The organism is Streptococcus saliviloxodontae, assembly GCF_016908655.1.
In the GTDB taxonomy this organism is placed as follows: domain Bacteria; phylum Bacillota; class Bacilli; order Lactobacillales; family Streptococcaceae; genus Streptococcus; species Streptococcus saliviloxodontae.
This window is the reverse complement of sequence record NZ_JAFBEI010000047.1, coordinates 1-14,749: the sequence shown is the minus strand read 5'-3', so window position 1 is coordinate 14,749 and position 14,749 is coordinate 1. Positions and strand designations below refer to the sequence as shown.

Here is a 14,749-nt window from a genome sequence, read left to right as displayed (position 1 = left end):
CTCGTATATTGTTAATTTATCTTCATACGTTAATTTCATCAAAAAACACCCCATTCGTTAGATTTTGTGTCTAACTTTTGGGGTGCAGTTCACTATAAAGTGATGCTTTTTAATACGTCAGGCAATCAAAGCCTAAAATAAGAAACCATGCTACCCTCTTCTAGTTTTTTCATGCCAAATTTTTGATAAAAATGATTATCAACTGGGTCTTCTAGGTCAGTATTGACTTGAAACATACGGACATGGGCATATTTATCCCAAATGGTTTGAAAAAGTTGGCTTCCCAGACCTTGTTGCTGATAGGCTTTAGCTACAATCAAATCTTGCACCATAAGGATATGTTCGCCATCTCCCACACAACGAATAAAACCAACTAATTTTGCACCATCAAAAACACCTAAGATGTCTAAACTCTGATCAAAAGCCTTTGTTAACTGCCTAGTATTTCCTAAATAGTTGGTCCATCCCATCTCAGCGTAAATGGTCTCTACACGACTGATTTGCTCAGACCCAAATGATTGAAAGTGAATCATTGCCATCCCCCTAAAGCTATTATACCAAAAAAGTAGCCCCTAGGACTACTTTTATTATTTTATTGAATAGCTTAACCCGTCTAGAACCGTCAAGATTGTCAATTTTTAGACAATACCTTGTGCTGACATAGCTTCTGCAACTTTAAGGAATCCTGCGATGTTAGCACCTACAACAAGGTTACCTTCTTGACCGAATTCTTTAGCTGCAGCAGCTGAGTTTTCATAGATACCTTTCATGATATCGTAAAGTTTACCATCAACTTCTTCGAATGTCCATGACGTACGTCCGCTATTTTGTGCCATTTCAAGAGCTGAAACCGCAACACCACCAGCGTTTGCTGCTTTGGCAGGACCAAATGAAACGCCTGCGTTAAGGAATACGTCGATAGCTTCAAGAGTTGAAGGCATGTTAGCACCTTCAGAAACTGCGATAACACCGTTAGCAACAAGTGTTTTAGCTTGTTCTTCGTTCAATTCATTTTGAGTTGCACATGGGAAAGCAAGATCTGCTTTGATATCCCAGATTGAACCTTCGCCAGCTGCAGTAAATGTAGCGTTTGGACGAGCGTTTGCGTATTCTACGATACGAGCACGTTTAACTTCTTTAAGGTCTTTAAGAAGCTCAACATCGATACCATCTGGATCGTAAACGAAACCTGATGAATCTGAACATGCAACAGCTTTAGCGCCAAGTGCGTGAAGTTTTTCGATAGCATAGATAGCAACGTTACCTGAACCAGAGACAAGAGCTACTTTACCGTTGAAGTCTTCGCCACGAGCTTTAAGCATTTGTTCTGCAAAGTAAACAGCACCGTAACCAGTTGCTTCTGTACGAGCAAGTGAACCACCCCATGTCAAACCTTTACCAGTAAGGACACCAGTGTATTCGTTGCGAAGACGTTTGTAGTAACCGTAAAGGTAACCAATTTCACGTCCACCAACACCGATATCACCAGCAGGTACGTCAGTATCAGCACCGATGTGTTTGCTAAGTTCAGTCATGAAGCTTTGGCAGAAACGCATGATTTCGTTGTCTGATTTACCTTTAGGATCAAAGTTTGATCCACCTTTACCACCACCGATTGGTTGACCAGTCAATGAGTTTTTAAAGATTTGTTCGAAACCAAGGAATTTGATGATTGATTGGTTTACTGATGGGTGGAAACGAAGACCACCTTTGTAAGGTCCGATTGCTGATGAGAATTGCACACGGAAACCACGGTTTACTTGAACTTGACCTTTGTCGTCAACCCATGGTACACGGAATGATACGATACGTTCTGGTTCTACCAAACGTTCAAGAAGATTTTCTTCGATGTATTTTGGATATTTGTCAAATACTGGAACAAGTGATGCAAATACTTCTTCAACCGCTTGAAGGAATTCTGCTTCGTGTCCGTTTTGAGCTTTAACTTTTTCAAAAACGCTATCTACGTACTGTTTACCTGTTGTCATAAATTAAATCCTCCGACAAATGAATTGACGTAATTTGTTATTACATGGAATAGTATAAATTTTCTGAATATTTTTGTCAAGGATTTTTTTGAAACTTTTTTTCAGAACTTTCAATTAAATGTTACTTTTTCTAACATACAATGGCTGTTGAAGTCTCGAAAAATCCACTACGAAAGCAATGGCTGCGTTTTCAAAATGAGTATCGTTTTTGTTTAAAAGTCACAGTTTTCTATTATTTTTTGAATTTAGTTTTTTTACTATTTTTCTTTACAAAAGGATTAAGCTATGGTATCATCAATTTAGTAAATTTACTATTTTCAAGAAAAGAGGTCTTTGATAATGAAAAGACAACAACTGAATGGCAAACATATCGGTATCGTTTTTGGTACTTTTGCCCCCATGCATATCGGTCATGTTGATCTTATTACCAAAGCAAAGCGTCAAACAGACCAAGTCTTAGTTATTGTCAGTGGTAGAAATGACGCCACTGACCGCGGAACAAAAGCCGGTCTGTCACTCAATCGTCGCTTTCGCTATGTCCGAGAAGTTTTTTATGACGATGATCTGGTCACTGTTGATAAATTAGATGAAAAAGGAATGCCTACCTACCCTGATGGATGGCTACCTTGGTCTGATGCCTTGAAAAAACTCATCCATAAAAATCTATCTCACTTTGAGAAACTGACAATTTTTATAGGAGAAAAAGAATACATAGCTCCGATTAAGTCTTTCTTCCCAGAAGCAGAGATTGAACTAGTCAAACGCTCTACTATTGCTATCTCTGCAACTGAGATTCGTGAAGACCCTCTAGCCAACTGGCGATTTATCACCAAGCCATTTCGTCGCCACTTTACACGCAAGGTCCTTGTTGTTGGGTCTGCGAGTGGGGGCAAAACGACCCTCGTCAAAGATTTAGCTAGAACTTACAATGCTCCAGCTTCATTGGAGTACGCTCGCACTTACCAAGAAAAGTACAATGTTAGGGATGATGAATTAGATACGAATGACTACATCCATCTCTTGACTGATCAGTACGCTCAGACAGCTGATATCATTGACGGTGGTCAACACCAAGGCTTAGTCTTTGCAGATACAAACTCTACTGTCACTAAAGTTTATATCGATTATTATCTTAAAGAGAGCATCAGCCAAGAGGAGTTTGATATGTTGGATCGTCTCTACCAAGTGACACAAGCCCGTGAAAAATGGGACCTTATCTTTCTTATCTTGCCTAAGTCGAACTATGTCGATGATGGTTTTAGGGACATGACGATGGCTGATGAGGAGACGAGGGATTGGTTTACACAACATCTCTTAAAACTTCTTGAACCATTTAAAGACAAACTTGTCATTCTAGGGACTTCAAGTAATCCAGAGACATTTTTTGCAGACAACTACCACCAAGCTAAAAAAGAAATTAAAAACCGCTTACACATTGATATTTAAAGGAGTTTACCATGTTTGAACAGTTCATAAGAAAACAAAAAAATACCTTCCAACAAACTGTTGAAGGCTATCACTATATGGCGTTGAAAGCTAAAGACCTCGGATTTAGTGAGGTTTGCCGTTTGATTTGGAAGGATCTTTTCGCTAATCGTTCTCTATTTGAATGGATTTACCTCATCGTCTTATCTAGCATCCCACTTGTATTGGAAGTTACTCTAGATACAAAACAACATGATTGGCTAGGCTTGATTGCAAGTTGGACTGGTATTGTTTGTGTTATCTTTGTTAATGAGGGGCGGGTTTCCAACTATTTCTTCGGACTCATCAACTCACTCATTTATCTCTATCTCTGCCTAACTGCCAAGGGTGGAGCCTTTTACGGTGAGGTTTTCACAACAGTCTACTTTACCATTATGCAACCAATCGGACTCTTTCTATGGCTAAATGCTAGTCGCTTTAAACAAGAAGAACAACAATTTGTCGTTCGTTCCCTAGACGCCAAAGGTTGGATTAAGAACCTAGTTCTCACTTTAGTAACTTGGCTCTTTATGGGCTATGCCTACCAATCAATCGGCTCTAACCGTCCATTTCGTGATAGCATCACTGACGGAACGAACGTAACTGGACAATTGCTCATGAGTGGATACTACTGGGAGCAGTGGCTCTTTTGGATTGCCACAAATGTCTTCTCAATCTATCTTTGGTGGGGAACTAGTATCCACATGCAAGGCATGTACTGGGTTTACTTGCTTAACTCCTGCTATGGATGGTATACTTGGAGTAAGGAAGCTAAAAAACTAGCATCCTAATCTTACAGGAGGTATCCCATGTCTAAAGATTTTGAATCGACAGGAAGTGAAGAGGACTTTCTAAAAATCTACAAAAATGTAGAAAGTCAAAAGTATCCTCGTCCCTCGGTAACCGTTGATAGTGTCATTTTTAGGTACTATGAGGGTAAGGTGCAGTTGCTATTGATCAAGCGTAAGAATCATCCTTTTCAGGGAAAATATGCCTTGAGTGGCGGTTTTGTCAACGAGCAAGAAGATTTGGACCATGCTGTGATGCGAGAAATCTACGAAGAGACGCATGTGCAATTACAGAAAAATCAAATTGAACAATTGTTGACGATTGGGACACCTTACCGAGATCCTAGAGCTTGGACAATCAGTGTTGCCTACCTGTGCTACCTCCATTATAAAGATAGTCAAAATATCATGGCTGGAGATGATGCTGCCTCCACTCACTGGATCAATCTTGTCAACAAGGAAGGCAGGATTGAACTATGGGATGAAAAAGAGCAACTTTCATCAGATGATCTAGCTTTTGACCATTGGCAACTCATTGAAACTGCGGTCACTCGAATAAAAGGACGTCTTGAGTATTATCCTACTATTCTCCAAATTATGCCAGAAGAAGAAACCTTATCGGCTTTCCGCTTACTCTTTGCAACTTTTAATCCCTCTTACGCTAAGATGGATTCAACAAATTTTTTGCGTCGCTTTAAATACCTTTTTACAAAAACAGGACGAAAAAAAGCAACACGTACTAAAAAAGCTGCCACTTACACCTATACAATCAAGCCACTTTAAAGAGTGGGAAAGAAGGTTAATTATCTGTTCTAATCAACTGCTGCCTTAAACAGCGATGTCTCAAAGAGTTCAGTTCTTTGTTTTAGCCTCTTTTTCGCTTTGATTGTCTAAAATTGATGTTCACCTTATCGATTACTTATTTAAAGGAGTTTATTTATGAAATGGTTTCCATTAACCACGGGTATCCTAGTCACATTTACAGGGATTTACCTCTTTTTACACCCTGCAGTCGTGACAGCAACACTTGCTTGGCTGTTCGCTTTGGTTATGTTTATTTCAGGCATCTCAGCATTGGTGTCTTATGGTAAGAGCCAAAATAAACACATTTTACAACTTGTTCAAGCTGTGATTTCCATTATTTTTGGACTCATCCTTCTATCAAGCAACACTTGGGCACTATCAAATATTGCCGTTACTATCTTAGCCTATTGGCTTTTGATCACAGCTATCGTGCAATTCGGACACGCTAATCGTCTCCAAAAACTTGGTTTTCCTAATAAACCACGTCTTACAATCGCTATAACTGCCCTGATTTTTGCTCTCTTGCTATTTTCAGCACCCTTCTTCTCAGCAGCTGTTATCGGACGCTTTGTGGCTGTCATTATTTTAATTGTGGGTGTTTCGACAATATCATTCTTCTTCCGCATGTAAACCATCTGATAGGATTGCTTCTTGTGATGACTAAACTAAAAAAGGCTTGGACCATGTCCTTGCCTTTTTATTGTTACTCTTGTTTTGCAAATTGGCTCATATAAAGATCATAATAGAAACCTTTTGCTTCTAACAGACTTTCATGAGTCCCTTGTTCCATGATCTGACCTTGGTTTAGCACCAAAATCTTATCTGCTTCCTGAATGGTTGACAAACGGTGAGCAATGACAAAGCTTGTACGTCCTTGCATGAGGCGTTTCATAGCTTTTTGAATCAGCAATTCTAGACGAGTATCAACTGATGATGTCGCTTCGTCCAAAATCAAAATCTTAGGATCAGCTAAGAGGGCACGCGCAATGGTCAACAGCTGCTTCTGACCAAGAGAGATATTGCTTGATTCTTGATTCATTTCCATATTATAACCACCTGGAAGCGTGCGAATGAAGTGATCAACATTGGCTGCCTTAGCAGCTTCAACAATCTCATCGTCGCTAGCATCTAGACGACCAAAGCGTAGATTCTCCTTGATGGAAGCTTCGTAGAGCCAAGCGTCTTGAAGTACCATTCCAAACTGACTGCGATAAGCTTGACGTGACAGCTGACGGATGTCATGCCCATCCACAGTAATGGCACCACCAGTCACATCATAAAAGCGCATGAGTAAGTTGATCAGTGTGGTCTTACCTGCCCCTGTCGGTCCAACAATGGCAATCATCTGACCAGGCTCAACCTCCAAATTGAAATCCTGAATAAGAGGCTTACCATCAACGTATTGAAAGTCAACGTGGTTGAAAGTGACTTGACCTGTGAGGTTAGCATCAAGTTCATCAGTCTCTTCTGCTAATTCCTCAGTCTCATCAAGGACTTGGAAAATACGCTCTAACGAAGAGTTTGCTGATTGAAGCATACCTGCTAATTGGGTCAATGTTTGGATAGGTTGACCAATCTGCCAGAGGTATTGAACAAAGGCTTGGAGGTTTCCGATAGCCAATTGACCTGCGATAACCTTGAGCCCACCCCATACGGCAATAATCAGATAAGAGATATCCGAAATAGCGTGTAAAACAGGCATCATAATCCCAGAGATGAAACTTGCTCTAAAATCCACCTCTTGCAGTTCGTCCGTAATCTGCGTAAATTGTTGAGCAGATGCTTCTTCACGTCCATACAATTTGATAACGTTGAAACCTGTGAGATTTTCTTGAACAAAGCCATTCATATCTCCCAAAACCTTAGCTTGGCGTTTGAAATAGGGCTGTGATTTTTTAAGAATAAATTGTGCTGACAAATAAGTGATTGGCATAGAAAGGATAACAACAATGGCCAACTGGCTATTGAGGTACAAGACCATACCAACAACTAGAATCAAAGTCATCACAGCATTGATAACCTGCAAGAGTGACTGTTGCAAGGCGTTGGACACCGTTTCAACATCAGATGTGAAACGCCCCAGCATGTCACCAAACTGGTGTTTGTCAAAATAAGATACTGGGAGACGATTCACCTTGTGACTCAAGTCTGAACGCAAGTCACGAATGGTGCTTTGTACCGCCTTGGTAATGTAGAAGTTAGAACCGTAAGAACCAACCTCATAAAAGAGGGCACGAACGGCATAAATTCCTAACAATAGAGCGATATACTTGCTGTCAATATGTGCACCTGCGACACCTTGTATCATAGCCGTCACATCCTTGGTCAAGGCTGTAATGACCAAACCAAGAACAAAAGGCTCTAACACGTTCATGACAACACTTAATATCTTGAGCGTAATGGCTAGAAAAAGTGCTGCTTTGTAGTGTTTCAAGTAGGACCAGAGACGGATAAAGACATGTTGTGGTTTCATATTAATTTTCCTCCGTCAGTGATTGATTTTTGAGTTGAGATTTGGCGATTTCACGATAAATGTCATTGCTTGCCATCAATTCATCGTGTCTACCACGCCCAACGATATTACCTTCATCAAGGACGATGATTTGGTCAGCATCCATAATGGTTCCCACACGCTGAGCGACAATCAGAACTGTTGCATCCTGCGTGACTTCCTTGAGACGGCTGCGCAGAGTTGCATCCGTCTTGTAATCTAAGGCTGAGAAAGAATCATCAAAGATATAGATATCTGGCTTTTTGACCACAGCACGAGCGATGGACAGGCGTTGTTTTTGACCACCAGACAGATTGGCACCGCCTTCTGCCAAGTGCGTATCATAGCCTTCTTCGCGACTGGCGATAAACTCCTTAGCCTGAGCCACATCAGCCGCTTGGTCTAGGTCGGCTGCACTGGCATCACTTTTACCGTACTTGAGATTTTCTTCGATTGTTCCGGTAAATAGCAGCGCTTTTTGCGGAATAAAGCCAATCTTCTGACGAAGTGCTTTCAGATTATAATCTCTGACATCCACCCCATCGACCAAAATTTTTCCAAGAGTGACATCATAGAAACGAGGAATCAAATTGACCAGTGACGATTTTCCAGAACCAGTAGATCCGATAAAAGCTATGGTCTGACCTGGCTTGGTCTCGAAAGAGATGTTATGAAGAACAGGAGATTCTGTCTCACCTGGATAAGCAAAAGTGACATTTTGGAATTCAAGATAGCCACGCTTGTCTGTCTCGGTCACGCCATTTTCATTGGGATTGATGGAAATAGACATAGCCATTACTTCCTCAATACGACTAGCTGAAACGGCTGTTCGAGGATACATGGTGAAGAGGTTGGCAAACATCAAGAATGAAAAGAGGGCATGGAAACTGTACTCGATAAAAGCAACCAGATCACCGATTTGAATGGTCTGTGCTGCCAAAGGAGCAAGAGCGAACCAAACAATCGCCACAATCATAGCAATGATAATCTGCACAAAAAGAGGCTCCGTCAAACCTGTTAAGGTAAAGAGACGACGCGATGTATCAGCATAAGCCTCGTTTTCTTGACGGAAACGCTCTTCTTGAAAATCTTCACGCGCGAAGGCACGAATAACGCGCAAGCCAATCAAATTTTCACGGACATACTGATTGATTTTATCCAAGGTTTTCTGTTGCTTCTCAGACAAAGGTCTGGTTTTGAGAGCCACATAGACCACTACCACAACAAGGAAAGGCATAAAGACCGCTACCGTCCAAGCTAAAGATGGACTGGTCACAAAAATCATGACCAAGGAGAAAATCATCATCAAAGGAGTGATAATTCCCATTCGTAAAGACTGCTCTGCAAATTGCATCAAGACAAAAGCATCGCTAGTCATACGTGTTACCAAAGAAGAGACACCGATTTTTTCGTACTCATGATGCGAGTAGGTCTGGAGCTTAGCGTACATATCATTACGCAAAAGACGCACCATATTAGTCGTCAAACGACCTGACGCATACGACAAGGTGATGCGTCCGACAATCCCTGCCACAACAACAACCCCCATGATAATCGCCCAGTAGGTCAGGGCTTGAGTATCCTTAGGGTTAATAGCTTGGTCAATCATGCGTGCCAGAACAGTCGGCAAACCAAGATTGACCACAACGAACAAGAAACCACCCAATAGGTCTAATGCTAGCCATTTGGGGTACTTCTTGAGGTAAGACCAAATAAGGTTCATTGTTTTTCCTTTCTATATGATACAAAACGGTTTATTAGCCCAGCTAGTATTCCTTAAGCTTACTGACTAAGCACCCTTTTACCAAAACTTAACCTTCCAACTCACTCAAATACTCGTAACGCTCATACTTTTCAAGCAGAAGCTCATTTTTCTCATCCAGCTCTTTTTGCAGGTCGCTAAGCTTGGTGAAGTCCGACCCACAAGTCTGCATGTCTTCTTCGATGGCTCCGATACGCTCCTCAAGCGTCTCAATCTCAGCCTCAATGGTCGCCCACTCCTGCTTTTCAAAGTAGCTCATGCGCTTTTTCTCTTCTTTGACCTTCTCAGCCTTTGGCGTTTCTTTCTTTTGTTCCATAGCGGAGCTATTTTCCAAGAAAGCCTTCTCATCCAGATAGTCTGTGTAGTTGCCGAAGAACTCACGCACACCACCTTGTTCAAAAGCCAAAATCTTGTTGGCAACCTTGTCCAAGAAATAACGGTCGTGACTAACAGTGATGACAGGTCCAGAAAAACCAGCCAGGAAGTTCTCAAGCACCGTCAAGGTTGCGATGTCAAGGTCGTTGGTCGGCTCATCTAGAAGAAGAACATTTGGCTTTTCGATAAGAATCTTGAGCAGATAAAGGCGTTTTTTCTCCCCACCAGATAGTTTCGTAATCTGTGTGCCGTGGGTCGAACGTGGGAAGAGAAACTGCTCTAGCAATTCGGTCACGCTGGTTGATCCGACACTTGTTTTCACTTCGTCAGCGACTTCTTGCAGGTAAGTGATGACGCGTTTGCTCTCGTCCATGTCCTTGATTTGCTGAGAAAAATAACCGATGCGAATGGTCTCTCCGATGTCCAGTTTCCCAGCAGTCGGTGTCAAGTCTCCGTTAATCAGGTTGAGAAGGGTCGATTTGCCGACACCGTTATCTCCGACAATCCCGATACGATCCTTGTTTTGAATAATCAGGCTGAAGTCTTTGAGGATTTCTTTACCATCGTCATAAGCAAAACAAACAGTTTCAAAATTGACCACTTTCTTTCCGATACGGCTGGTTTCAAAGTTGATTTCAAGATTACTGTTGTCAGTAGCTTGATGCACCTGTCCTTTGAGGTCATGGAATCGGTTGATACGGGCTTGTTGCTTGGTCGCGCGGGCTTGTGGTTGTGTTCGCATCCAGGCTAGCTCTTGCTTGTAGAGTTGTTTCTTCTTGTGCAGGCTAGCTGCATCACGCTCATCCTGCTCTGCTTTCAAACGCACATAGTCCTGATAATTGCCCTGATACTCAATCAAGCTGGCTCTGTCCAATTCAAAAATACGCGTTGCCACATTGTCCAAGAAATAACGATCGTGGGTGATAAAAAGAACGGTCTTCTTAGAAGTTTTTAGAAAGTTGGTCAGCCAAGCGATGGTATCAATATCCAAATGGTTGGTCGGCTCGTCCAAAAGTAGCAAGTCAGCATCGTTCAAGAGGACTTGAGCCAACTGCACACGACGACGAAGACCACCAGACAGGTCACCAACCTTCTGTGTCAAGTCAGAAATGCCCAACTTAGACAGAACGGTCTTGACTTCACTTTCGATCGACCAAGCATCTAAAGAATCCATCTCAGCCATGACTTTTTCGAGCTTGGCTTGATTTTCTTCTGAATAGTCAGCCATCAAACGTTCGTAATCGCGAATGAGTACCATTTCACGCAAGTCCGATGACAAAACCGTATCCAGCACGGTCTTGCTGTCATCAAAGTCAGGCTCCTGCGTCAAATAGGCAATCTTGTAATCATTAGCCTTGATAAAGGGAGAAATATCGCCATCAAAACCAATCTTGTCCGCAATCACATCCAACAAGGTCGTCTTACCCGTTCCATTGACACCGATAATCCCAATTCGATCCAAATCATGAATAATGAATGAAATTTCCTTAAAAACCGTTTTATCTGCAACGGATTTACTTAATTTTTCAACGATAAAATCGCTCATATTTGCTCCCTTACATCTCTTTGATAAAAAGGAGAGGCTGGGCAAACCGTCCAACCTCCCCAAATAGAGTACTTGTTATTATATGTCCTAATGCATTAGCAACATTGAAGAAAAATCAATGTCTTATTTGCTGTCTAAATTAGCGATAAAATCAAAGATTGTTTCCTTCTTATTTGCTAATTTCCCATCAACGATGGCCCATTCCACCTGAGACAAGATTTTTCCAAGCTCTGGTCCTGGTTTTATCCCAAGTTCTGACATGAGCATCCCTCCGTTGACAACAATATCATGCTTGTCATGGATAAGTAAAGACTGATCCAGCTCTGCTATTTTTTCAAAATCTACAGCGAGACCTTGAGCCTGCCTTAATTCTTCAATAACCTCAATCGTCTCTCTACCATATTGGTAAAGCTGACGAAGCCCTAACTGCTCTGACTGTCTAAAGCGATAAAGGCTTACCAAGGCATCAACTATTTTTTGGAATTGAGCCGAAGTCTTCCATTTCTTTAAAAAGGGTTTTACGGCTGGCACATCGAGAGCAATTAAAAGGGCTGCCCAAGCCTGTTCTGACGAGCTAAAGACAAAATCATCTGAGTAAGCTGCCGTGAATTCATCCCACTTATCCTGACTTTCCTCTAGTCCAGGAAGATAGCAATAGGCTCGGCTATCCTTAAACGCCTTTACCCCTTTTTTCCAATGCGGTGCAGTCAAGAGTTTATCAAACTCAATAAAACTACGCTCAATCGAAATTTTTTCCAAAAGTGGAGCATGCGTCATCATCGCTTGAAAGGTGGCGTCTTCGATGTCAAAATCAAGGCTAGCTGCAAATCGTAAACCACGCATGATACGTAGAGCATCTTCGTTGAATCGCTCTTCAGCTTTACCAACCGCTCGAAGCAACTTGTTATCTAAATCCTCTAAACCATTGAATTTATCAATAATCTGAGCCCTTTCATCCAAGGCAAAGGCATTGACTGTAAAATCACGGCGCTTTAAGTCTTCTTCTAAGGAGCGAACAAAATTAACACTAGACGGGCGACGGTAGTCCACATAGACGTCCTCTGTTCTGAAAGTCGTCACTTCATACTCACTACCTTGCTCCAAAACAAGTACCGTTCCGTGCTCAATCCCAATATCCACCGTCCGTTCAAAAATCGCCTTGGTTTCTTGAGGATAAGACGATGAAGCAATATCAACGTCATGGATAGGACGGTGAAGCAAGGCATCTCGAACACTACCACCTACAAAATAGGCTTCATAGCCAGCTGACTTTATTTTCTCTAATATCGGCAATGCCTTCTGAAATTCAGAAGGCAGATTCGTTAATCTCATAGTAACTGTTCCAAACCATAAACAAGCTGATCACGTTTAACCACTTCTTTGATACCAAGGTTAACCCCTGACATGAAAGAAATACGGTCATAGGAATCGTGACGAAGTGTTAACCCTTCACCTTGTGCACCAAAGATAACTTCTTGGTGGGCAACAAGGCCTGGTAAACGAACGGAATGAATACGGAAACCATCAAACTCTGCTCCACGAGCACCTGCGATAGACTCTTCCTCATCTTCTGCACCTTGTTTTTTATAAGAACGTGCTTCACGAATTAGTTCGGCTGTTTTAACAGCAGTCCCTGAAGGAGCATCTTTTTTCTTATCGTGGTGTAATTCAATGATTTCTAGATCTGGGAAGTATTTGGATGCCTTAGCTGCAAATTCCATCAAAAGAATAGCTCCGATAGCAAAGTTTGGTGCAATCAAACCACCCAATCCTTTTTCCTTAGATAAAGCAATCAGTTCTGCAATTTGATCTTCCGTGAAACCTGTTGTCCCAACAACAGGAGCAAAGCCATTTTCTAAAGCAAAACGAGTATTTTCATAGGCAACTTTTGGCATTGTAAAATCAACCCAAACATCTGCTTCAAATCCAATCAACGCTTCTTTTGCAGTGAAGACTGGCACTCCGTCAACTTCTTTTTCATCAGCAAAAGGATCTAAAAGAGCAACCAATTCAAGCTCTTGGTCTCCTTTTACCATATTGACAGCTGTCGATCCCATTTTACCTTTAAATCCAGCAACAATAACCTTAATACTCATTGTAAGCACTCCTTTTTCGTTTACTTATTCAACTCTTACTTAAAACGTGGTGTATAAGCTAGTACTAATGCACCTTCTCCCAAATGGGTAGCAATAACCGCACACAGTGGAGACACTGATACTTCGTCAATCCCTAAGCTAGCGAGATGATCTTTGAATAGCTGAGCCTTCTTTTCTGCATTTGTATGCAGAATCATAAACTCATTTGTCTGAACATCAGCTTCTTGACCGATCTCTGCCAATCGCTTAAGGGCTTTTTTCTCCGTGCGAACTTTCTCAAAAACGACAATCTTACCTTCCTCATTAAAATGCAGGATAGGTTTGATAGCTAAGAGGTTTCCCAAAAGGGCTGAACCATTTGACAAACGTCCTCCCTTTACCAAATGATTAAGATCATCAACTAAAATATAGGCACGTGTTTCTTTAATTTGATGGTCTAACTGACTGATAATCCTTTCAAAAGACAGGCCTTCTTGAGCCCATTCCAAGCAATTACGAACCATTGCTCCCATCGGAGCAGCTGTAATCTTAGTATCTGGAATAGCAATTTGAAGATTTGGATGCTCTTCTTTCAAAAATTGACAGTTTTGCCAAAAACCCGAAATCCCACTTGATAGAAAAAGACCAATCACTTGATTGTAGCCTTTATTCTCTAATTCTGTCAATAAATCATCCAAAGCTGCTAAACTAGGTTGGCTAGTCGTTGGCAAGTCTGCAGATGCCGCCATTTTCTCATAGAAGGTAGCTTGATTGAGGTTTTTCCCCTCAACAAATGTTTCACCAGCAAGCATGATTGGAATATCCAAACAGTAAAGGTGCTCTCTATGTGATAAATGATCGGGGAGATTAACTGAAGAATCAGTAATTACTGCTAATGTCATTAGTTTTTAAACTCCAAGTTAACGCCTGGACGATCCAAAGCAATCTCAGTTACTTCATAAGTTAGGCGTTGAACCATATCCAAAAGTGGAGCTGCCAAACCTTCAACTTCTGATTGTGAAAACTCGCTTGGTTCATTAACAACACGGTCTTTGATGTGAACCATTTGTGAAATCACACCTGAGATGACAAATTCATCACGAACAATCGTAAATTGTAAGACAGCAACGATAGTTGTCGCTTTGTTTTCTTCATCTTTTTTGACCAACTGGAAGGTTACTTCAAAGTTGGTTTGAGGGGCACCATTTTCTTTTTCCCACTCTAGGTTACGAGCGTCGTAGTGGTACTGGTTAACAAATTCTTTCTCACGGATTAATTCCATTTTTTATCTCCTTTGGTTTCTACAATTACTTGCTATTATAGCATATTTTTTGACAAATTAAAACTTCTTCTGCGGATACCCACGACAAACGCATGAGATACTCCATTTCATTTTCTGAACGACAGAACCTTTTTTGACCTAAAGTAGTCGGCTTAGATATTTGTCAAAGGATAA

The 14,749-nt window shown here is 41.3% G+C and carries 13 protein-coding genes; 4 read left to right on the top strand and 9 right to left on the bottom strand.

Going from position 1 to position 14,749, the window contains the following annotated elements:
• Nucleotides 1-125: 125 nt before the first annotated feature.
• Both JOC31_RS09095 and gdhA read right to left on the bottom strand, forming a co-directional pair.
• Entirely contained in the window at nucleotides 126-533 is a 408-nt protein-coding gene (locus tag JOC31_RS09095) for a GNAT family N-acetyltransferase (protein WP_205017847.1), read from the bottom strand.
• A 105-nt stretch (nucleotides 534-638) separates the two neighbouring features.
• Nucleotides 639-1,988, bottom strand: coding sequence for an NADP-specific glutamate dehydrogenase (gene gdhA / locus JOC31_RS09090; protein ID WP_205017846.1), 1,350 nt, complete (start codon nucleotides 1,986-1,988; stop codon nucleotides 639-641).
• Nucleotides 1,989-2,387: 399 nt separating this feature from the next.
• On the opposite strand from gdhA, the gene JOC31_RS09085 reads away from it, so the two are divergent.
• The 4 genes from JOC31_RS09085 (at nucleotide 2,388) to JOC31_RS09070 (ending at nucleotide 5,674) form a co-directional block, all read left to right on the top strand.
• Nucleotides 2,388-3,434 (top strand): AAA family ATPase, encoded by a 1,047-nt coding sequence (locus JOC31_RS09085; protein WP_239551761.1) that lies wholly within the window; start codon nucleotides 2,388-2,390, stop codon nucleotides 3,432-3,434.
• A gap of 11 nt (nucleotides 3,435-3,445) precedes the next feature.
• Nucleotides 3,446-4,243: a nicotinamide riboside transporter PnuC gene (pnuC, locus tag JOC31_RS09080; RefSeq protein ID WP_205017844.1), complete on the top strand. Its 798-nt coding sequence runs from the start codon at nucleotides 3,446-3,448 to the stop codon at nucleotides 4,241-4,243.
• 18 nt (nucleotides 4,244-4,261) lie between these two features.
• Nucleotides 4,262-5,023 carry an NUDIX domain-containing protein gene (locus JOC31_RS09075; protein ID WP_205017843.1) on the top strand — a complete coding sequence of 254 codons (762 nt, stop codon included), beginning with the start codon at nucleotides 4,262-4,264 and terminating at the stop codon, nucleotides 5,021-5,023.
• A gap of 156 nt (nucleotides 5,024-5,179) precedes the next feature.
• Entirely contained in the window at nucleotides 5,180-5,674 is a 495-nt protein-coding gene (locus JOC31_RS09070) for an HdeD family acid-resistance protein (protein ID WP_205017842.1), read from the top strand.
• 73 nt (nucleotides 5,675-5,747) lie between these two features.
• Here JOC31_RS09070 and JOC31_RS09065 read toward each other — a convergent pair whose 3' ends face one another.
• The 7 genes from JOC31_RS09065 to JOC31_RS09035 form a co-directional block, all read right to left on the bottom strand.
• Complete coding sequence (locus tag JOC31_RS09065) at nucleotides 5,748-7,517, bottom strand: ABC transporter ATP-binding protein (RefSeq protein ID WP_205017841.1); 1,770 nt, start codon at nucleotides 7,515-7,517, stop codon at nucleotides 5,748-5,750.
• Between the two features lies 1 nt (nucleotide 7,518).
• The gene (locus JOC31_RS09060; RefSeq protein ID WP_205017840.1) at nucleotides 7,519-9,258 is read right to left on the bottom strand and encodes an ABC transporter ATP-binding protein; all 1,740 of its coding nucleotides are present in this window, start codon (nucleotides 9,256-9,258) and stop codon (nucleotides 7,519-7,521) included.
• 88 nt (nucleotides 9,259-9,346) lie between these two features.
• The gene (locus JOC31_RS09055; RefSeq protein ID WP_205017839.1) at nucleotides 9,347-11,218 is read right to left on the bottom strand and encodes an ABC-F family ATP-binding cassette domain-containing protein; all 1,872 of its coding nucleotides are present in this window, start codon (nucleotides 11,216-11,218) and stop codon (nucleotides 9,347-9,349) included.
• A 123-nt stretch (nucleotides 11,219-11,341) separates the two neighbouring features.
• Nucleotides 11,342-12,550 (bottom strand): CCA tRNA nucleotidyltransferase, encoded by a 1,209-nt coding sequence (locus JOC31_RS09050; protein WP_205017838.1) that lies wholly within the window; start codon nucleotides 12,548-12,550, stop codon nucleotides 11,342-11,344.
• Nucleotides 12,547-13,314, bottom strand: a complete 768-nt coding sequence (dapB, locus tag JOC31_RS09045) for a 4-hydroxy-tetrahydrodipicolinate reductase (RefSeq protein ID WP_205017837.1) — start codon at nucleotides 13,312-13,314, stop codon at nucleotides 12,547-12,549. The genes JOC31_RS09050 and dapB overlap by 4 nt, the downstream gene beginning before the upstream one ends.
• A gap of 35 nt (nucleotides 13,315-13,349) precedes the next feature.
• On the bottom strand, nucleotides 13,350-14,195 hold the full coding sequence (locus JOC31_RS09040) for a DegV family protein (protein ID WP_205017836.1): 846 nt from the start codon (nucleotides 14,193-14,195) through the stop codon (nucleotides 13,350-13,352).
• Nucleotides 14,195-14,575: a DUF1149 family protein gene (locus JOC31_RS09035; RefSeq protein ID WP_205017835.1), complete on the bottom strand. Its 381-nt coding sequence runs from the start codon at nucleotides 14,573-14,575 to the stop codon at nucleotides 14,195-14,197. Before JOC31_RS09035 ends, JOC31_RS09040 begins: the two co-directional genes overlap by 1 nt.
• Nucleotides 14,576-14,749: the final 174 nt, after the last annotated feature.